This is a genomic window from Falsiroseomonas sp. E2-1-a4, assembly GCF_051433165.1.
Classification (GTDB): domain Bacteria; phylum Pseudomonadota; class Alphaproteobacteria; order Acetobacterales; family Acetobacteraceae; genus Falsiroseomonas.
The window spans coordinates 18,815-39,041 of record NZ_JBHMFS010000032.1; the positions used below are offsets into that span (position 1 = coordinate 18,815).

The 20,227-nt window shown below is 65.6% G+C and carries 19 protein-coding genes and 1 tRNA gene; all 20 read right to left on the minus strand.

Annotation, left to right across the window (positions count from 1 at the left end; translation table 11 throughout):
* Positions 1–2: 2 nt before the first annotated feature.
* A complete protein-coding gene (gene proS, locus ACFHNC_RS22900) occupies positions 3–1,307 on the minus strand; it encodes a proline--tRNA ligase (protein ID WP_437171564.1) in 1,305 nt (434 codons plus the stop codon).
* Between the two features lie 426 nt (positions 1,308–1,733).
* A complete protein-coding gene (locus tag ACFHNC_RS22905; RefSeq protein ID WP_437171565.1) occupies positions 1,734–2,033 on the minus strand; it encodes a DUF1467 family protein in 300 nt (99 codons plus the stop codon).
* A gap of 7 nt (positions 2,034–2,040) precedes the next feature.
* A complete protein-coding gene (locus ACFHNC_RS22910) occupies positions 2,041–3,678 on the minus strand; it encodes a ribonuclease J (RefSeq protein ID WP_437171566.1) in 1,638 nt (545 codons plus the stop codon).
* Between the two features lie 103 nt (positions 3,679–3,781).
* The gene (locus ACFHNC_RS22915; protein ID WP_437171567.1) at positions 3,782–4,597 is read right to left on the minus strand and encodes a type III pantothenate kinase; all 816 of its coding nucleotides are present in this window, start codon (positions 4,595–4,597) and stop codon (positions 3,782–3,784) included.
* A 5-nt stretch (positions 4,598–4,602) separates the two neighbouring features.
* On the minus strand, positions 4,603–5,340 hold the full coding sequence (locus ACFHNC_RS22920) for a biotin--[acetyl-CoA-carboxylase] ligase (protein ID WP_437171568.1): 738 nt from the start codon (positions 5,338–5,340) through the stop codon (positions 4,603–4,605).
* 4 nt (positions 5,341–5,344) lie between these two features.
* A complete protein-coding gene (gene nuoN / locus ACFHNC_RS22925; protein WP_437171569.1) occupies positions 5,345–6,763 on the minus strand; it encodes an NADH-quinone oxidoreductase subunit NuoN in 1,419 nt (472 codons plus the stop codon).
* Between the two features lie 8 nt (positions 6,764–6,771).
* Positions 6,772–8,283 (minus strand): NADH-quinone oxidoreductase subunit M, encoded by a 1,512-nt coding sequence (locus ACFHNC_RS22930; RefSeq protein ID WP_437171570.1) that lies wholly within the window; start codon positions 8,281–8,283, stop codon positions 6,772–6,774.
* Positions 8,280–10,196 carry an NADH-quinone oxidoreductase subunit L gene (gene nuoL, locus ACFHNC_RS22935; RefSeq protein WP_437171571.1) on the minus strand — a complete coding sequence of 639 codons (1,917 nt, stop codon included), beginning with the start codon at positions 10,194–10,196 and terminating at the stop codon, positions 8,280–8,282. Before nuoL ends, ACFHNC_RS22930 begins: the two co-directional genes overlap by 4 nt.
* Before the next feature lie 4 nt (positions 10,197–10,200).
* Positions 10,201–10,512 (minus strand): NADH-quinone oxidoreductase subunit NuoK, encoded by a 312-nt coding sequence (gene nuoK / locus ACFHNC_RS22940; protein ID WP_430670973.1) that lies wholly within the window; start codon positions 10,510–10,512, stop codon positions 10,201–10,203.
* Positions 10,512–11,192, minus strand: coding sequence for an NADH-quinone oxidoreductase subunit J (locus ACFHNC_RS22945; protein ID WP_437171572.1), 681 nt, complete (start codon positions 11,190–11,192; stop codon positions 10,512–10,514). The genes nuoK and ACFHNC_RS22945 overlap by 1 nt, the downstream gene beginning before the upstream one ends.
* 11 nt (positions 11,193–11,203) lie before the next feature.
* Positions 11,204–11,692 carry an NADH-quinone oxidoreductase subunit NuoI gene (gene nuoI, locus ACFHNC_RS22950; RefSeq protein ID WP_437171573.1) on the minus strand — a complete coding sequence of 163 codons (489 nt, stop codon included), beginning with the start codon at positions 11,690–11,692 and terminating at the stop codon, positions 11,204–11,206.
* 3 nt (positions 11,693–11,695) lie between these two features.
* Entirely contained in the window at positions 11,696–12,703 is a 1,008-nt protein-coding gene (gene nuoH, locus ACFHNC_RS22955; RefSeq protein ID WP_437171574.1) for an NADH-quinone oxidoreductase subunit NuoH, read from the minus strand.
* A 4-nt stretch (positions 12,704–12,707) separates the two neighbouring features.
* The gene (nuoG, locus tag ACFHNC_RS22960; RefSeq protein ID WP_437171575.1) at positions 12,708–14,747 is read right to left on the minus strand and encodes an NADH-quinone oxidoreductase subunit NuoG; all 2,040 of its coding nucleotides are present in this window, start codon (positions 14,745–14,747) and stop codon (positions 12,708–12,710) included.
* Between the two features lie 4 nt (positions 14,748–14,751).
* Complete coding sequence (nuoF, locus tag ACFHNC_RS22965; RefSeq protein WP_437171576.1) at positions 14,752–16,059, minus strand: NADH-quinone oxidoreductase subunit NuoF; 1,308 nt, start codon at positions 16,057–16,059, stop codon at positions 14,752–14,754.
* A gap of 3 nt (positions 16,060–16,062) precedes the next feature.
* Positions 16,063–16,689 carry a complex I 24 kDa subunit family protein gene (locus ACFHNC_RS22970; protein ID WP_437171577.1) on the minus strand — a complete coding sequence of 209 codons (627 nt, stop codon included), beginning with the start codon at positions 16,687–16,689 and terminating at the stop codon, positions 16,063–16,065.
* On the minus strand, positions 16,686–17,891 hold the full coding sequence (locus tag ACFHNC_RS22975) for an NADH-quinone oxidoreductase subunit D (protein WP_437171579.1): 1,206 nt from the start codon (positions 17,889–17,891) through the stop codon (positions 16,686–16,688). Before ACFHNC_RS22975 ends, ACFHNC_RS22970 begins: the two co-directional genes overlap by 4 nt.
* A gap of 29 nt (positions 17,892–17,920) precedes the next feature.
* Entirely contained in the window at positions 17,921–18,568 is a 648-nt protein-coding gene (locus ACFHNC_RS22980; protein WP_437171578.1) for an NADH-quinone oxidoreductase subunit C, read from the minus strand.
* A complete protein-coding gene (locus ACFHNC_RS22985; RefSeq protein WP_304815911.1) occupies positions 18,561–19,121 on the minus strand; it encodes a NuoB/complex I 20 kDa subunit family protein in 561 nt (186 codons plus the stop codon). Before ACFHNC_RS22985 ends, ACFHNC_RS22980 begins: the two co-directional genes overlap by 8 nt.
* A gap of 82 nt (positions 19,122–19,203) precedes the next feature.
* A complete protein-coding gene (locus tag ACFHNC_RS22990) occupies positions 19,204–19,572 on the minus strand; it encodes an NADH-quinone oxidoreductase subunit A (protein WP_305672488.1) in 369 nt (122 codons plus the stop codon).
* 296 nt (positions 19,573–19,868) lie between these two features.
* Positions 19,869–19,945 (minus strand) — tRNA-Asp (locus ACFHNC_RS22995).
* Positions 19,946–20,227 lie beyond the last annotated feature (282 nt).

Below are 20,227 nucleotides of genomic sequence, written 5' to 3' on the forward strand. Positions count from 1 at the left end.
GCTCAGCCGAGGATTTTCGCGAGTGCGTCCTCGGGCGAGACTTCCATCTTCTCCCCCGTGGCGCGGCGCTTCAGTTCGACCACGCCATTGGCGGCGCCGCGCGGGCCGATCACGACCTGCCAGGGATGGCCCATCAGGTCGGCATCGGCGAATTTCGGACCGGCACGTTCGGTGCGGTCGTCATACAGCGCCTCGGGGATGGCGGCGTACATGCGCTCGCTCAGCGCATCGCAGGCGGCGTCGCCCTGCTTCAGGTTGATCACCACCGCCTTGAAGGGCGCGACGGCATCCGGCCATTTGATGCCGGCCTCGTCGTGGTTGGCCTCGATGGTGGCGCCGACCAGGCGGGAGACGCCGATGCCGTAGCTGCCCATCTCCGGCACCACCGGCTTGCCATCGGAGCCCTGCACGGACAGGCCCATGCTCGCGGAGTACTTCGTGCCGAAATAGAAGATGTGGCCGACTTCGATGCCGCGCGCGGAGACGCGCTTGGCTTCCCGCACCTGTTCCCAGGCGACGGGGTCGTGCATTTCCTCGGTCGCGGCGTAGTGGCTGGTCCAGGCGTCCACGGCCGGCGCGAGGTCCGCGCCGTAATCCGGCGCATCGGCCAGGGCATCGAGGTCCAGCAGGTCCTGGCTGACGAAAACCTGGGATTCGCCCGTCTCGGCCAGGATGATGAATTCGTGGCTCAGGTTGCCGCCGATCGGGCCGGTATCGGCGCGCATCGGCACCGCCTTCAGCCCCATGCGGGCAAAGGTGCGCAGATAGGCCAGGAACATCTGGCGGTAACTGTGCTGCGCGCCTTCCTTGGTGACGTCGAAGGAATAGGCATCCTTCATCAGGAATTCGCGGCCGCGCATCACGCCGAAGCGCGGCCGCACCTCGTCCCGGAACTTCCACTGGATGTGGTACAGGTTGCGCGGCAGGTCGCGGTAGCTCTTGGCAAATCCGCGAAAAATGTCGGTGACCATTTCCTCGTTGGTCGGGCCGAACAGCATCTCCCGCTCATGCCGGTCCTTCAGGCGCAGCATCTCCGGCCCATAGGCATCGTAGCGACCGGATTGGCGCCAGAGCTCGGCGGATTGGATGGTCGGCATCAGGATTTCCTGCGCGCCGGCGCGGTCCTGCTCCTCCCGCACGATCTGCTCGATCTTCTGCAGCACGCGCCAGCCCAGCGGCAGCCAAGCATAGATGCCGGCGGAGGTCTGCCGCACCAGCCCGGCGCGCAGCATGAGGCGGTGCGAGGCGATGGTCGCCTCGGCCGGGGTTTCCTTCAGGGTCGGCAAGAACGCACGGGAGAGGCGCAAGACGCGGCTCCTCAAAGAGATCGGATGGGGCAAACTAGTGCCCGGCCCGCCCTGGCGCCAGGGCGCGCGGGCCAGCTTTCCAGGTTCGCCGGCGCGGTGCTGCACCGCAGCAATAAAAATACGCCGACCCCCAGCATCCGAGTAAGGAAAGAGCGGAAAAAAGCTTCGGTCGTTAAGAAAACGCTTGCAACCCGATCGCGACCGGGTAAAAAAGAAGGGCCGCACCCGTGAGGGTACGGCCCGAGTTTCGGGAGGAAACGCCAGTCACACGGCAGAGAGAGGATCAACCTCCCTCTGGAACCTAGATTGGCCTCGGCACTTAAGCGGCACAACAGCAAACGCCGCTGTGGGAAGCCAAAAAACAGGCTTCCAAATCCAAACTGGCGTTTTATGAGGCGGCACTCGCGGGGAGGCGAGTTTGCCGCCTTAATTTTGTGCAGGGCGTCCCGGCAGGATCGCGGAGCTGCCCGGGCCGGTATAGGCCCACCAGCCGTCGCGGAAGCTGACCCAGCCGCTTTCCATGATCGCGAAGACGCCCACCCACAGCACGGCGGCCAGCACCGTGGTGCCGATCACCTTGCGCAGCAGCAAGGGCTTCTCGGGCGCACCGCGCCAGCCGCCATCCTCCGGCGCCACATCCACCGGCTTTGTGCCGATGGGCAGCACGATGAACAGCGCCGTCCACCACAACAGCGCGTAGACGATGACGCCAATGAACCAGGTCATGTGACCCTCACACCCGCATCAGATGGACCTCGACCGAGGGGCGTTTGCGCAGGCGCCGCCCCACAGCCTTCCGCACCGCGGTCCGCGCGGCTTCCCGCAGCAGCCCGTCCTCACGCTTCAGGTTGCCCGGCATGTCGGTCACAGCCCGGGCCAGATCGGCGGCGATCTGCCCCGATTCCTCGCCCGTCTCGTCGAACAGGCCGGGCGCCGAGATCTGCGGCTTGCCAAGCACCTTGCCGGCCCCATCCACGACGAAGGAGGCGACGATGACGCCGTTCATCAGCATCTTCTTTCGCGCCGCCAGCACATCGCCATCCAGCCGCAGCAGGCGGTCGCCGTCGATCGCCAGGCGGCCAACCGGCACGCTTTCCACCACATCCGGCTTGCCAGGGGCAAAGCGCAGCACGTCGCCGTCCTCGATCACATAGGCGATGGCACCCAGCGTCTCGGCCAGGTTGGCGTGCTCGTTCATGTGGCGCCATTCGCCGTGTACGGGCACCGCATATTTCGGGCGGACCAGCTGGTACAGGCGCTTCAGCTCATCCCGCGCCGGGTGGCCGGAGACGTGGACCATGTGGTCATCCGCCGTCATCACCTTGACCCCGGCGCGGGAGAATTCGTCCTGCACCCGCAGGATGGCGCGCTCATTGCCCGGGATCATGCGGGAGGAATAGATCACGCAATCCCCCTCCCCCAGCGAGATATGAGGGTGGGTGTCGGCGGCAATCTTGGTCAGTGCGGAGCGCGGCTCACCCTGGCTCCCGGTGCAGATCACCAGCAGCTTGTTGTCCGGCACATCCTCCGCCTCATCCTCCGACAGGAAGGGCGGGATGGAGCGCAGATAGCCGCATTCGCGGGCCGAGGCATCGGCATTGCGGAGCGAGCGCCCGAACAACGCCACCTCCCGCCCCGCCGCCCGGCCGGCGAGCGCGATGGATTCGATGCGTGCCAGATTGGTGGAGAAGCAGGATACGGCAACGCGGCCCTTCAGCCCCTTGATCAGCGCCGCCAGGTTACGGCGCACATCGGCCTCGCTGCCCGAATGGCCCTCGACCATGGCGTTGGTGCTGTCGCAGACCATCGCCAGCACGCCTTCGTCGCCAAGCCGCCCAAAGGCGGCCTCATCCGTCGGCGGGCCGATCAGCGGGTTGGGGTCCAGCTTCCAGTCGCCGGTATGCAGGATGGTGCCGTGCTTCGTGCGGATCGCCAGCGCCTGCGGCTCGACGATCGAGTGCGCGACGCGGAGAAACTCCAGGTCGAAGGGCGCCAGCTTCCAGCGACCGCCGAGCGGGATCACGTTGATCTCTGCCTGCTGCAGCAAGCCGGCCTCACCCAGCTTGCGGCGGAGGACGGAGGCGGTGAAGGGGCTGGCATAGATCGGACAGCGCAGCTTCGGCCAGATATGGGCAACCGCGCCCACATGGTCCTCATGCGCGTGGGTGATCACCAGCCCCACCAGCTTGTCCCGTCGCTCGGCAAGCCAGGACGGATCGGGCACCATGACCTCGACTTCCGGATGCTCCGATCCGCCGAAGCCAAGGCCGAGATCCACCGCCAGAAGGGCCCCATCACAGCGGTAGACGTTGAAGTTGAGTCCGATTTCCCCCGTCCCGCCGAGCGGGATGAAGGCCAGGTCACCAGTCATTCTTCTTGTTCCAGTCTTATGCAGCGTTCGTCGTATCGGGGCGCTTCGCGAAGCCCGGCCGCCGCTGTCCCGTCGCCATCAGGCGCCTGGGGAAGGGTTCGGCTCAGGGGTCGTCGCGTCGCGCGGTTCTTGTGAAGATGGGTGCGGGGTTGCGGCTCGCCAACAGGCGAAGACCATCCAAGGTTGTATCCTGGTCGGTCGTTTCGATCACCGTGGTGCCCTCCGCGAATAGCGGGGCCAGACCACCGGTGGCGATGACCTTCAGATTGCCGACCGGATGTTCCTCCTGCTCCGCCCGGATTCGGGCGATGATCCCCTCGATCAGCCCAACATACCCCCAATAGATGCCCGATTGCATTGCCGCCACCGTATTCCGCCCGACCACCGCCTGCGGCCGGCCGATTCCGATGCGCGGCAGCCGGGCGGCGGCGCGGTGCAGCGCCTCAATGGACAGGTTGATGCCGGGCGCGATCACACCACCGAGATAGGCGCCATCCTTGCCCACGACATCGAAGGTGGTGGCGGTGCCAAAATCGATCACGATCAAGGGGCCGCCATAGGATTGGTGGGCGGCGAGCGCGTTCAGCAGCCGGTCCGCCCCCACCTCATGCGGCGCGTCCACCCGGATGTCGAAGCCCCAGTCCAGATGGGCGCGGGCGATCAGCGGCTCGCATTCAAACCATTCGCGGGACAGACGGCGCAGATTGTACAACGCGGCCGGCACGACCGTGCCGATGACGCAGCGCGTGATGTCAGCTGGCTTCAGGCCGGAATGCTGCAACAGGGTCAGCAGCCAGACGGCGTATTCGTCCGAGGTCCGCTCCGCATCCGTACGGATGCGCCAGCGGCCGCGCCATTCTTTGCCGTCATGCACGGCGAAGACGACATTGGTGTTGCCCGCATCCACTGCCAGCAGCATGATTTTCAGCCTGCCTCCCGGTAAGCGACTTCGCCGGTCGCCACAGCATGAACGCGGCCCTCGGTGGCCAGCAACAGGCTGCCATCCTCGGCCAGGCCGGCGTAATGGCCGGAACGGCCCCCGCGCAAGGTCAGCGGCGACTGCATCGCCGGCCCGCGCGCCATCCAGGCGGTGCGGATCGCGCCAAAGCCCTCGGCGCGCCACAGCGCCCGCAGCCGCTCCAGCGCCAGCAGCATGGCACAGGCCACCGATTCCGGGGGGATGGCGCCGAGGCCCGCGGTCGCCCGGTCCGGCAAATCCGGCGGGGCGGCGAGGTTGGCGCCGATGCCCATGATGAACCAGTCGAGCCGGCCATCCGGGGTTGCCGCGCTTTCGCACAGCACGCCGGCGAGCTTGGCGTCCCCCATCAGCACGTCATTCGGCCATTTCAGGCGCAGCGTTGCCGGATCCGCGGCGAAGGGGGCCAGACCCTCGATCATCGCCAGTCCCGCGACCAGAGCCCAACGCCCAGCATCCCGTACTGGCCCACCCGGCCGCAGCAGGAGGGAGAAATAGAGATTGCCGGGCGGGCTGGACCAGACCCGGCCATCCCGGCCCCGCCCGCCGCTCTGCTGGCGGGCCAGAATGGCGAGGCCCTCCGGCTCGCCGGCCACGGCCAGGCGCTGCAACAGGTCATTGGTCGAAGGAAGGCTGTCTTCGATACGCAGCCGCCAGCCGGGCGGCGGCGCGGCCGGTTGGCTCACAACCTCATCCAGCGATGGCCGCGACCGCGACCTGCGCCGCGGCGATGATCGGTGCCGGAAACAGGAAGAACAGCACGGTGAGCACGCCGGTCGCCGTCATCACCATGGTGAGACCGGCCGGACGTGCATCCAGCGGCGCCGTGCCGGCATCGAAGTACATCACCTTCACGATGCGCAGGTAATAGTAGGTGGCGACGACGGAAGTGCCGATGCCTACCGCCGCCAGCACCCAATAGCCGCCCTGTACAGCCGCCAGAAACACGTAAAGCTTGCCGAAGAAGCCGGCGAGCGGCGGGATGCCGGCCATGGAGAACATGAACACCGCCATCCACATCGCCATGGCCGGGTCCGTGCGGCCGATGCCGGCCAGATCGTCCACCTGTTCCAGCGACCGGCCGTCGCGGCGCATGGCGACCAGCACGGCGAAGGTGCCGATCGAGGTCACCATGTAGATCGCCATGTAAACCAGCACGCCGCGGAAGCCGATGTCGCTGGCCACCGCCAGGCCCATCAGCGCGTAGCCGACATGGCCGATGGAGGAATAGGCCATCAGCCGCTTGATGTTGCGCTGCCCGATCGCGGCGAAGGCACCGAGCAGCATGGAGCCGACCGAGGCCACCCAGATCACCTGCGACCACTGCGCCGCCATATCCCCGAACGGCCCGGCCAGCACGCGCATCAGCAGCGCGATGGCGGCCACCTTGGGCGCCGTGGCGAAGAAGGCGGTGACGGGCGTCGGCGCGCCCTCATACACATCCGGCGTCCACATGTGGAACGGCACCGCCGAGATCTTGAAGCACAGCCCGGCCAGGACGAAGACGAGGCCGACCACCAGCCCGAGGCTTGCCGTGCCGCCCGCCAGCGCATCCGCCAGACGGTCGAAATTGGTGCTGCCGGCGAAACCATAAACCAAAGACGAGCCATACAGCAGCAGGCCGGAAGCCAGCGCGCCGAGCACGAAATACTTCAGGCCGGCCTCGGCGCTGCGGGGATTGTCGCGGTCGAAGGCGGCGATGACATACAGCGAGAGCGACAGCAGCTCGAGCCCGATATAAAGCGACATCAGGTCATTGGCCGAAACCATGACCAGCATGCCCATCGTCGCGAACAGCATCAGCACGGCGTATTCGAAGCGCCCGATGCCCGCCTTCTCATTGAAGTCCAGCGCCAGCACCAGGCTGAGCGCGGCGCCGAGCAGGATCAACACCTTGGCGAAGCGGCTGAAGGCGTCCGAGACATACTGGCCGAGGAAGGCGGTGCCCTCCCCCTGCCCCAGCACCAGCACCGCGGTTACCACGAAGGCGCCGATCACGGCCATGGAGACGGGGAAGAAGGTCTCCTTCTTCGGGATCACGCCGCCGACCAGGATCAGCAGGCCGGCGATGCCGAGGAAGATCTCCGGCGTGGCAAGGGTCCAGTTCATCGGGCTCATCACATCCCAGCCAATCGCGCGGCGCCGAGGGCGGCTTCATGGCGCGCGACCAACGCGGCCACGGTCGCCTCGAAGAAGTTGAGGAAGGAGGAGGGATAGACCCCCATCCAGATGGTCAGCAGGATCAACGGCGCGAAGGTGGCGTATTCGCGCGGGCTGAGATCCAGCAGCGTCTTCAGATCCTCCCGCACGATCTTGCCGAAGATGACGCGCCGGTAGAGGTACAGCGCATAGGCGGCGCCCAGGATCATGCCCATGCAGGCGCCGAGCGCGACCCAGGGGTTCACCTTGAAGGCGCCGACAATCACCAGCAGCTCACCCGGGAAACCGGCGAGGCCGGGCAGCGCGACGGAGGCCATGGTGAAGACCATGAAGACCAACGCATAGGCCGGCATCACCTTCGCCACGCCGCCATAGCGCGCGATTTCCCGCGAATGCACGCGGTCATACAGCACGCCGACGCAGAGGAAGAGCGCGCCGGAGACGACGCCATGGCTCAGCATGGTGAACAACGCGCCCGAGAGGCCCTGCGCCGTGAAGGTGAAGATGCCGAGCGTGACGATGCCCATATGCGCGATGGAGGAATAGGCGATCAGCTTCTTCATATCCTCCTGCGCCAGGGCCACAAGGCTGGTGTAGATCACCGCGATGATGGACAGCGCGAAGATTAGCGGCGCGAAGTCCGCCGAAGCCTGTGGCAGCAACGGCAGGGAGAAGCGCAGGAAGCCATAGGCGCCCATCTTCAGCAGCACGCCGGCCAGGATGACGGAACCGGCGGTCGGCGCCTCCACGTGGGCATCCGGCAGCCAGGTGTGCACCGGCCACATCGGCACCTTCACGGCGAAGGAGGCGAAGAAGGCCAGGAACAGCCAGAACTGCATCCGCGGCGTGAAGGTCGTCTGCATCAGGGTCGGGATGTCGGTGGTGCCGACCTGGTACCAGATGGCCAGGATCGCCAGCAGCATCAGCAGGCTGCCCGCCAGCGTGTAGAGAAAGAACTTCAGCGCGGCATAAACCCGCCGACCGCCGCCCCAGATGCCGATGATGAGGAACATCGGGATCAGCACGGCTTCGAAGAAGATGTAGAACAGCACGAAGTCCAGCGCGGCGAACATGCCGATCATCATCGCTTCCAGCACCAGGAAGGCGACCATGTATTCGCGCACGCGGGTGGTGATGCTCTCCCACGATGCCAGGATGCAGAGCGGCGTCAGGATGGTGGACAGCAGGATGAACAGCACGGAGATGCCGTCCACGCCCATGTGGTAGCCGACACCGAATTCGGGCAGCCATTCGGCCCGCTCCACGAACTGGAAATCCGCCGTCGTCTGGTCGAAGCCGGTCCACAGCAGCAGCGACAGCGCCAGCGTGATCAGGCTGGCCCACAGCGCCGTCCAGCGCGCATTGCGGGCGACCACCGCCTCCTCGCCGCGCACCAGCATGATGACCAGCGCACCCGCCAGCGGCAGGAAGGTGACGAGGCTGAGGATGGGAAAGCCGGCGGCGTTCATCGGGGCATCCCGACCAGAAGGAGGGTCACGAAGAGCACCAATCCGATGATCATGGTGAAGGCGTAGCTAGCGACACGCCCGGATTGCAGCCGCACCGCGCCACCGGCGACGGAGACCGCCGCGGCGGCCGCGCCATTGGGGATACCGTCGATCAGCCGCATGTCACCGGTCTTCCACAGAGCCCGCGCCAGGTACTGCGTCGGCCGCACGAAGATCGCGTCGTACAACTCATCGAAGTACCACTTGTTCAGCAGGAAGCGGTGCACGCCCGGCAGCGCATTCGCCAGCATGGCCGGCAGCTTCGGCACGAACATGTACATCACATAGGCCAGGAAAATGCCGGACAGCCCGACCACCGTCGGCGCCAGCGGCACCCATTCCGGCACGTGATGCGCGGCTTCCAGGATCTGGTTGCCGGTGGCGGTGAAGATCGCGCCGTTCCAGAAATGCACCTGATGGTAGCCGACGAACAGATCGTAGAAATGATAGCCGGTCAGCACCGCACCCACCGAAAGCGCCAGCAGCGGCACCAGCATGGTCCACGGGCTTTCATGCACGTGATCCATCGTGTGCTGATCCGCCCGCGGCTTGCCATGGAAGGTCAGGATGATCAGGCGCCAGGAGTAGAAGGCAGTCAGGAAGGCGGCCAGCAGGCCCATGGCGAAGGCGTAGTTGCCCGCCCCGCTATGCGCGGCATAGGCCACTTCGAGCACCATGTCCTTCGAGTAGTAGCCCGCAAAATACGGCACGCCCGCCAGCGCCAGCGATCCGATCCACATCAGCGTGTAGGTCAGCGGGATCTTCTTCCAGATGCCGCCCATGCGGCGGATGTCCTGCTCGTCCGACATGGCATGAATCACGCTGCCGGCGCCCAGGAACAGCAGCGCCTTGAAGAAGGCGTGCGTGAAAAGGTGGAACATCGCCGCCTGATAGGCGCCGACGCCGACCGCGAAAAACATGTAACCGAGCTGCGAGCAGGTCGAATAGGCGATGATGCGCTTGATGTCGTTCTGCACGCAGCCGATCGTCGCTGCGAAGATTGCCGTGGTGGCGCCGACGATGGTGATGGTGGTCAGCGTCGTCGGCGCATATTCCAGCACCGGCGACATGCGGCACATCAGGAACACGCCGGCCGTCACCATGGTCGCCGCATGGATCAGCGCGGAGACCGGCGTCGGCCCCTCCATCGCATCCGGCAGCCAGGTGTGCAGGCCGATCTGCGCCGACTTGCCGCAGGCGCCGAGGAACAGCAGCAGCGCAATCACTTCCAGCGACGGCATCCCGAGGAAGGTGGCGGTGCGCGCGGCATCCACACCGGCGAAAATCGTCTCGAACTCCACGGACTGGAAGGTCCAGAAGGTCAGCGCCAGGCCGAGCATGAAGAACACATCGCCCACGCGGTTCACGATGAAGGCCTTCATCGCCGCACGGTTGGCACTTTCCTTCTCGTACCAATATCCGATCAGCAGATAGCTCGCGAGGCCAACGCCTTCCCAGCCGAAGAACAACTGCACCAGGTTATCGGCCGTCACCAGCATGAGCATCATGAAGGTGAACAGCGACAGGTAGGCGAAGAAGCGCGGAATGGTCGCGTCATGCGACATGTAGCCGACGGAGTAGAGGTGGATGAGCGTCGAGATGAAGGTGACCATCGCCACCATCACCACGCTCAGCGTGTCATACCGCAGCGCCCATTCGACGGTGAAGCCGCCGACATCGATGAAGGTGAACAGCGGCACGACACCCGGCGCGCTGCCGAGCGCGACATCGATGAAGGCCAGGATGCCGCAGAGCGCCGCCGCGGCCATGAAGGCCACCGTCACCCACTGGGAGATCTTGTCGCCGAGCCAGCGGCCGAAGAAGCCCGCAATGCAGGCCCCGAGCAGCGGGAAGAAAATGGCGCCGACATACATGGGCTCAGCCCCTCAGGGTGGACACGTCGTCCACCTCGATCGTACCGCGGTTGCGGAAGTGGATGACGACGATGGCAAGCCCGATGGCCGCCTCCGCCGCCGCGACCGTCAGGATGAACATCGCGAAGATCTGGCCGGTGAGATCCCCCAACTGCGCCGAAAAGGCGACCAGGTTGAGGTTTACCGAAAGCAGGATCAGCTCCACCGACATCAGGATGACGATGATGTTCTTCCGGTTCAGGAAGATGCCGAGGATGCCCAGCACGAACAGGATCGCGCCCACCGTCAGGTAGTGGGCAAGGCCGATGGCCAGCATCAGTGGTGCCCTCCGCCCTGGTGTTCGACGCGCTTGGGCTCAGGCGGCGCCTCGACCGGCGGCCTTTCGATGCCCAGTTCCCCGAGGCCCGCGCCGCTGCGCACCTGGCGCAGATTGACGCTGCCCATGCGCGAGACCTGCTCGCCGACATTCTGGCGCTTCGCCACCGGCTTGTTGCGCAGCGTCAGCACGATGGCGCCGATCATCGCGACCAGCAGGATCAACCCGGAAAGCTGGAACAGCCAGACATGGTCCGTGTAGAGGATGCGACCAATTTCACGGGTGTTGTCCACGCCCGGGGTCATCGGGTTCAGCCGCAGCCCGGCGGAGTCCTCTGCGAAGGTCCAACTGCTGAAGACGAAAATCAGCTCCGCGAACAGCACCAGGCCGATGGCGCCGCCGATCGGCGCGTAGCGCTGGAAGCCTTCGCGCACCGCGGAGAAATCCACGTCCAGCATCATCACGACGAACAGGAACAGAACCGCGACGGCGCCGACATAGACGATGACCAGGATCATCGCCAGAAACTCGGCGCCGGCCAACAGGAACAGCGCCGCGGCGTTGAAGAAGGCCAGGATCAGGAACAGCACGGAGTGCACGGGATTGCGACTGGTCACCACCATGACCGCGCTGGCGATCAGCACGGCGGCGAACAGGTAGAAGGAAATGGCGGCGATCATGGACTGGCCCCTCAGCGATACGGCGCGTCGAGGGCGAGCCGCTGGGCGAGTATCGCTTCCCAGCGATCGCCGTTATCCAGCAGCCTGTCCTTGTCGTAGATCAGCTCGGACCGCGTCTCGGTTGCGAATTCCAAATTCGGACCCTCGACGATGGCATCCACCGGGCAGGCTTCCTCGCACATGCCGCAATAGATGCACTTCGTCATGTCGATGTCGTAGCGCGTGGTGCGGCGGGACCCATCCTCGCGCGGCTCGGCCTCGATGGTGATGGCCTGGGCCGGGCAGATCGCCTCGCACAGCTTGCAGGCGATGCAGCGTTCCTCGCCGTTCGGGTAGCGGCGCAGCGCGTGCTCACCCTTGAAGCGCGGCGAAAGCGGCGCCTTTTCATGCGGGTAGTTGATGGTCGCCTTGCGGCTGAAGAACTGCTTCAGCGTCAGCGCCATGCCGCCGACCAACTCGGTCAGCAACAGGCTACGGGCGACGCGATCGAGGGTTGCCATGGATCAAACTCCTCCCGGCAGCCAGCCGAAGATCTTCAGCACGAAGGCGGTCAGCACCAACCAGGCCAAGCTGAAGGGCAGGAACACCTTCCAGCCGAGCCGCATGAGCTGGTCGTAGCGATAGCGCGGGAAGGTCGCGCGCACCCAGACGAAGACGAACAGGCAGAAGCAGATCTTCAGCACGAACCACAGCGGCCCGAGCGCCGGCAGCAGCCCGAAGGGCCCGTACCAGCCGCCGAGGAACAGGATGGTGATGAGCGCGCTCATCAGGATCATGTTCGCGTATTCGCCGAGGAAGAACAGCGCGAAGGACATCGACGAGTATTCGACGAAGAACCCCGCCACCAATTCGGACTCACCCTCCGGAAGGTCGAAGGGGGACCGGTTGGTCTCGGCGAGCGCGCTGATGAACATGATGACGAACATCGGGAACAGCGGGAAGATGAACCACATCCCCTCCTGCGCCCGCACGATCTCCGACAGGTTCAGCGAGCCGACACACAGCAGCACGGTGACGATGACGAAGCCCATGGAGACTTCGTAGCTGACCATCTGCGCGGCGGATCGCAGCGCGCCGAGGAAGGCGTATTTCGAATTGGACGCCCAGCCAGCGATGATGATTCCATAGACGCCGAGCGAGGAAATCGCGAACAGGTACAGGATGCCAACGTTGATATCGGCGATCGCCCATCCGTCATTCACCGGGATCACGGCCCAGCCCAGCATCGCCAGGATGAAGGTGATCATCGGCGCCATGATAAATAGCGCGCGCGACGCGCCGGAAGGAATGATGGTTTCCTTCATCAGCATCTTGATGGCGTCGGCGAAGGGCTGGAGCATGCCGAAGATGCCGACGACATTCGGCCCCTTCCGCATCTGCATGGCGCCCAGGATCTTGCGCTCTGCCCAGGTGAGGTAGGCGACGCCCAGCAGCAACGGCACCAGCAGCGCCATGGTCTGCGCGACCGTCAGCGCGAGCACCCCGACCGGGGTGGCGAGGAAAGAGTCCATGTCCCTACTCCGCCGCGACCGGCATCGGCGCGGCATAGGTCGCCGCGCATTGCGCCATCACGTCCGAGGCGCGGGCGATGACGTCTGCCTGGTGGTAATTCGCCAGCGGCAGCGCGAAGGGCGCAGCGGACATCGCCGCCGGGTCACCGGCCGGGCCGGTGGGGTCCGCGGCGAAACGGCGTTCCAACCCTTCCGAAAGCGCCATTGTCTCGCGCAGCGCGCCCAAGCTGTCGAAGGGCAACGTGGCGCCCAGCGCCTCGCTCGCCGCGCGGATGATGCGCCAATCCTCGCGCGCCTCGCCCGGCGGATAGACAGCGAGATGCCCACGCTGCACGCGGCCTTCCGTGTTCAGCCAGGTGCCGTCCTTCTCGGTATAGGCGGCACCGGGCAGGATTACATCGGCGCGGCCGGCAATACGCTCGCCATGGTGGCCCTGGTAGATCACGAAGGTCTCGGTCGGGATCGTGGCGGGGTCCACGCCATCCGCGCCCAGCAGCCACAGCGCATCGACGCCGCCGCTCAGCATCTGGCCGATATCCTGGCCGCCCGCGCCAGGCAGGAAGCCCAGTGCCAGCGCGCCGACCTGGCCACCGAACAGGTGCAGCAGGTTGAAGCCGTGCCAATCCTCGCGCAGCGCATCTGCCTGGCGCGCAACCTCCCAGGCCGCGGCCAGCACCGCCAGCCCGTCAGCGCGCATCAGCGCCCCGCGGCCGAGCAGCACCATCGGGCGCTTGGCGGTCTTCAGCACATCCATGAAGGGGTGCGAGCCATCCAGCAGCGCGCGGATCGCGTCAGGCCCCTCGCCCAGATGTTCGTGGCTGTAGGTCAGGTCGATGCCGGCCGGGCCGATGCGGCCCACCGGGAAGCGCCCGGCCACCCAGCGCTTGCGGATGCGGGTATTGATGACCGGCGCCTCGGTGCGCGGGTTGCTGCCGATGATCAGCAGCGCATCCGCTTCCTCGATGCCGGCGATGGTCGTGTTGAAGCGATAGAAATCCGGCCGCGTCACATCGATGGCCGCGAAATCCGTGCGGCAATCAAGGTTCTCGGAACCGAGCTTCGCCATCAGCGCCCCGAGCGCGAACAGGCTTTCCGTTTCCACCAGATCACCCGCGATGGCGCCGATGCGCTCGCCTGGCAGACCCTTGAGCTTCGCGGCAATCGCGGCAAATGCCTCCGGCCAGCTCGCCTGGCGCAGCCCGCCATTCACGCGCACCCACGGCCGGTCCAGTCGCTTGCGCTTGAGGCCATCGAAGGAAAAGCGGCCGCGATCGGCCATCCATTCCTCGTTCACTTCCTCATTGATGCGAGGAAGGATGCGGAGAACCTCCGGGCCGCGCGTGTCGATGCGGATGTTGGTGCCGGTCGCGTCCTGCACGTCGATGCTGTCGGTCTTCCGCAGCTCCCAGGGCCGCGCGACGAAGGCATAGGGCCGCGAGGTCAGCGCGCCGACCGGGCAGATATCGATCAGGTTGCCGGAAAGCTCCGTGGTCAGCGCCTTCTCGACATAGGTGCCAATCTCCATTGCCTCGCCACGGCCCGTCGCGCCCAGTTCCGGCACGCCGGCCACTTCCGCCGCGAAGCGGACGCAGCGCGTGCATTGGATGCAGCGGGTCATGATCGTCTTGATCAGCGGGCCGACATACTTGTCCTTCACCGCCCGCTTCGCCTCGCGGTAGCGACTATGGTCCATGCCGTAGCCGACCGCCTGGTCCTGCAAATCGCACTCGCCGCCCTGGTCGCAGATCGGGCAATCCAGCGGGTGGTTGATCAGCAGGAATTCCATGACTCCGCGGCGCGCATTGCGCACCACCGGGCTGTCCGTCTTCACCACCATGCCATCGGCCACCGGATAGGCGCAGGAGGCAACCGGCTTCGGCGCCTTCTCAACTTCCACAAGGCACATGCGGCAATTGCCGGCGACGCTCAGGCGCTCATGGTAGCAGAAGCGCGGGATTTCCTTGCCCGCGGCCTCGCATGCCTGCAACACCGTGGCGCCGTTCGGGACCTCGACTTCGATCCCGTCGACCGTGACCTTCGCCATCGTTCTACTCCGCGGCCATCGGCAAGGACGGCGCGGCGTGCGCGGCCTTGTACGCGGCGATGCGTTCTTCCATCACCGGCCGGTAGTGCCGGATCAGCCCCTGCACCGGCCACACGCCGCCATCGGCCAGCGCGCAGATCGTGTGACCCTCGATGCGGCGGGTCACTTCTTCCAGCACGTCGATCTCCTCGATCTCCGCGCGGCCCTGCACCATCCGGTCCATCATGCGGCTGACCCAGCCCATGCCCTCGCGGCACGGCGTGCACTGGCCGCAGCTCTCATGCTTGTAGAAGCGCGACAGCCGGGCGATGGCGCGGACGATGTCGGTGGACTTGTCCATGACAATCACGCCCGCCGTGCCGAGGCCCGATTTGTGCTCGCGCAGCGCATCGAAATCCATCAGCACGTCGTCGCAGATGTGTTTTGGGAGTAACGGTGTCGATGAGCCACCCGGGATCACGCACATCAGGTTGTCCCAGCCGCCGCGCACGCCGCCGGCATGGCGCTCGATGAGCTCCCGCATCGGGATGCTCATCTCTTCTTCCACGTTGCAGGGCTTGTTCACATGCCCCTGGATGCAGAAGATTTTCGTGCCGGAGTTCTTTGGCCGACCGAAGCCCGCGAACCACGCCGCGCCACGGCGCAGGATGGTCGGCACCACGGCGATGGTTTCGACGTTGTTCACCGTGGTCGGGCAGCCATAAAGGCCGACGGCGGCGGGGAATGGCGGCTTCAGCCGCGGCATGCCCTTCTTGCCCTCCAGCGATTCAATCAGCGCCGTCTCTTCGCCGCAGATATAGGCGCCGGCGCCGCGATGCACATACAGGTCGAAGTCCCAGCCGGACCCTGCCGCATTCTTGCCGAGCAGCCCGGCCGCGTAGGCCTCGTCGATCGCCGCATCCAACACGCGGCTTTCGTTGTAGTATTCGCCACGGATGTAGATGTAGCCGGCATGCGCGCCCATGGCGAAGCCGGCGATCAGGCAGCCCTCGATCAGCGTGTGCGGATCGTGGCGGATAATGTCGCGGTCCTTGCAGGTTCCGGGCTCTGATTCATCGGCGTTCACGACCAGGTAGTGCGGCCGTTCGCTCGCCTGCTTCGGCATGAAGGACCACTTCATGCCGGTCGGGAATCCCGCGCCGCCACGGCCGCGCAGACCGGAGGATTTCATCTCCTCGATGATCCAGTCACGGCCCTTGGCGAGGATGCCGCCCGTGCCGTCCCAATTGCCGCGCATCTGCGCCGCCGGCAGCCGCCAATCCTGCACGCCGTACAGGTTGGTAAAAATGCGGTCCTTGTCGGAGAGTGCCATCGCCTATTCTCCCCCCCCTGCCACAACCCCGGGCACATCGACGAGCGTCAGCGGCCCGCCTTCCGGCGCGCTGGTCTGGCGACCGATGCTGCTGCCAGGCGTCGGACGCTCGCCGCGCTTCAGCGCCTCGATCAGCGCGACCGTGCGGTCGTAATCGAGATCCTCGAAATAGTCGTCATCCACCTGCAGCACCGGCGCATTCACGCAGGCGCCGAGGCATTCCACCTCGGTCAACGTGAACAGCCCATCCGCAGAGGTCTGCCCGACCTGCACATGCGCCGCGTCATGGCACGCCCGCATCACGTCATCCGAGCCGCGCAGCATGCAGGGCGTGGTTCCGCAGAGCTGGAGGTGGTGGCGGCCGATCGGCTTCATGTTGAACATGAAATAGAAGGTCGCAACCTCATACACCCGGATCGGCGCCATGCCGAGGCGCTCCGCGATCACGTCCATCGCCACCTTCGGCACCCAGGCGCTGCCCGTGCTGCGGCCCATCTGGCGCTGCACAACATAGAGAAGCGGGATGACGCCGGACGCCTTCTTCGCCTCCGGATACTTGGCGAGAATTGTCCCGATCTCGGCTTCGCTCGACTCGTCGAAGGCGAAATGCGTGGGCTGTTCGAAGCTCACCGGTCGATCTCCCCGAACACGATATCGAGGCTGCCGATGATGGCAACGGCATCCGCCAGCATGTGCCCCTTCGAAAGCGCCTCCATCGCCTGCAGATGCGCGAAGCCGGGCGCGCGAATCTTGCAGCGATAGGGGCGGTTGGTGCCGTCGGCCACCATGTAGACGCCGAACTCGCCCTTCGGCGCCTCGGTCACCGTGTAGGTCGCGCCGGCGGGCACGTGGTAGCCCTCGGTGTAGAGCTTGAAGTGATGGATTAGGCTTTCCATCGAGCGCTTCATCTCGCCGCGGGAGGGCGGCACGATCTTGTGGTCCGCGATCTTCACCGGGCCGGGGCGGATATGGTTGAGGCACTGCTCGACCATCCGCAGCGACTGCCGCATTTCCTGCATCCGCACCAGGTAGCGATCGTAGCAATCGCCCTGCACGCCGACGGGGATTTCGAAGTCGAGCTGGTCGTACATCTCATAGGGCTGCGACTTCCGCAGGTCCCAGGCGCAGCCGGAGGCGCGCAGGCACGGCCCGGAGAAGCCCCAGGACATCGCCTGTTCCGCCGTCATAACACCGATGTCTACGGTGCGCTGCTTGAAGATGCGGTTCTGCGTCAGCAGCCCCTCAAGCTCATCGAGGAATTTCGGGAAGCGCAGGCACCAAGCGCCGATCCGGTCTTCCAGACCCGCCGGCAGGTCCTTCGCGACGCCGCCGGCCCGGAAGTAGTTCACGTGGTAATGCGAGCCACCAACCTGCTCGTAGAATTCCAGCAGATGCTCGCGCTGCTCGAAGCCCCAGAGCGAGGGCGTGATGGCGCCGACGTCGAGCGCGTAGGTCGTGACGTTCAGCAAGTGATTCAGGATTCGCGTGATTTCCGCGAACATCGTGCGGATCCACTTGGCCCGCAACGGCACGTCATTCTCGATGCCCAGCAGCCGCTCCGTCGCCAGGACGAAGCTGTGCTCCATGCACATCGGCGAGACGTAATCCAGCCGGTCCATGTACGGCATGGCCTGCAGATAGGTCTTGTACTCGATCAGCTTCTCGGTGCCGCGATGCAGCAGGCCGATATGCGGATCGGCGCGCTCCACCACCTCGCCCTTCATCTCCAGGATGAGGCGCAGCACACCATGCGCGGCCGGATGCTGCGGGCCGAAATTAATGGTGTGCGTCTCGGCATCGAACAGCTTCTGCGAAGCGTTCGGCCCGTCCATCTGCGGCAGGCCGGCGATGAGTTCCGTGCTCATGATTGTGGCCCCTCGATCTGGCCGCGCTCGGTACGCACCTGATGCACCTTCTCATCGCCCGGTAGCGTGGTCATGCCTTCCCAGGGGCTAAGGAAGTCAAATGACCGGAAATCCTGCGTCAGCACCACAGGCTCATTCACCACCTGCTTGCGCGTTTCGTCGTAGCGGACCTGCACATGGCCGGTCAGCGGGAAGTCCTTGCGCAGCGGATGCCCCTCGAAGCCGTAATCGGTCAGCAGGCGGCGCAGGTCTGGCTGGCCCTCGAAGACGATGCCGTACATGTCCCAGGCTTCGCGCTCATACCAGGTGGCAGCGGGCCAGACGTTGATCAGGCTCGGCACCGGCGTCGCCTCATCGGTCGAGACCAGCACGCGCACCCGCTGGTTCAGCGCCAGGCTGAGCAAATTGTAGACCACCTCGAAACGCTCCGCGCGCTCCGGCCAATCCATGCCGCAGATGTCCATCACCTGTTCGAAGGCAAAGCGCGGATCGTCGCGCAGCAGCCCCATCAGGGGCACGATCTGATCGCGGTGCGCGCGCAGCACCAGCTCAGCCCCGCGTTCCACGAACACCTCCTCCACCACGGCACCCGCGGCTTCGGCGATGGCGGCGCCCAGCGCCTGCAATTCCTGCGCGTCAGCCACGGAGGATGGTCCCCGTCCGGCGGATCTTTTTCTGCAATTGCAGGATCCCATAGACCAGCGCCTCCGCCGTCGGCGGGCAGCCCGGCACATAGACATCGACCGGCACGATCCGGTCGCAGCCGCGCACCACGGAGTAGCTGTAGTGGTAATACCCGCCGCCATTGGCGCAGGAGCCCATGGAGATGACCCAACGCGGCTCCGACATCTGGTCGTAAACCTTGCGGAGTGCCGGGGCCATCTTGTTGGTCAGCGTGCCGGCCACGATCATCACATCCGACTGCCTCGGCGACCCGCGCGGGATGATGCCGAAGCGGTCAAGGTCGTAGCGCGCCATATAGGCGTGGATCATCGGCACCGCGCAGCAGGCCAGGCCGAAGGTCATCGGCCACAGGCTGCCCGTCCGCGCCCAGTTCACCACCTTGTCCAGGTTGGCGATGACGAAGCCTTTTTCCTCGATCTCCCCAGTGATGCCCCGCACCACCGAATCCTGCTGGGCGCCGGGGGGCAGAGCCTCCCGGTTCCAGGCGATCGCATTGCTGTCCGAACCGCTCATGCTGTTCTCCGGGCGCCCCGCCGGCGCCCCTTGTCGGAAGGGCCGAGGCCCCTCATCGCGGCCGGGCCTTGCGGCCCCGCCCCTATTCCCAGTCCAGCGCGCCCTTGCGCCACTCATAGATGAACCCGACCGTCAGCACGCCAAGGAAGCCCATCATGGATAGGAAGCCGAACCAGCCGATCTCACCCAGCGTCACCGCCCAGGGGAACAGGAAGGCCACTTCCAGGTCGAAGATGATGAACAGGATGGCGACCAGGTAGAATCGCACATCGAATTTCCGGCGCGTATCGTCGAAAGGCTCGAAGCCGCACTCATAGGCCGAGAGCTTCTCGGCATAGGGCTTCTGCTTCGCAGCCAAAAGCGCGCCGCCCACCATCGCGCTGGCAATGACGGCGGCGATCCCGAGGAACACCAGGATCGGGAAATACTCTGCCAGCAGCGGCTGTGTCATGGGGCCTCGGCTGTCCTTGCCTGTCCAGGGTGCCACACGGCGCCCTTGCTGTTCCACCTGCGCGCCAAGACAGGGCTTTCTGCGCCAATCCCGCAGGCCCTTCCCTATCGCGTTGCAGCGCAGCGGAGATTAGCCCCGCCACGCTTCCTCCGCCATAGGCCCTCCGCATGATGAAAGCGTTGACATGCGGCAATGTCCGGCAGGGATGACATCACATAAGCCGAGAACAGGATTTGGGGCGTACACCGCATGGTGCACACCCTGACCCTGTCATCAAATAAGGAAACCTGTTCGCGTGGCGCGAGTGACGGGGCTCGAACCCGCGACCTCCGGCGTGACAGGCCGGCGCTCTAACCAACTGAGCTACACCCGCCCGCGAACAGCGAAACGGGGAATAGGGGCGCGGCGGCGCGCTGTCAACAGGCGCGGAAGGTGGGCCGGCCGTGCCGGGCGGGCGCCCGGCGGGACCGCTGGAACGGCAGGAAATAGGTGCGTTTCCGGCGAGTCGCAGGATCGATAGGCCAGGCTCCGATGCGGCAGTCGGAACCGCGATGACTAGAAAGACAGGCCAAGTCGACGTCGAAAAAATTGCGGCCTGGCGAAGGTTGGGTTGCAGGGGCGGCGCCATTGTGGGCCGCGCTGCGCGGCGATGCCG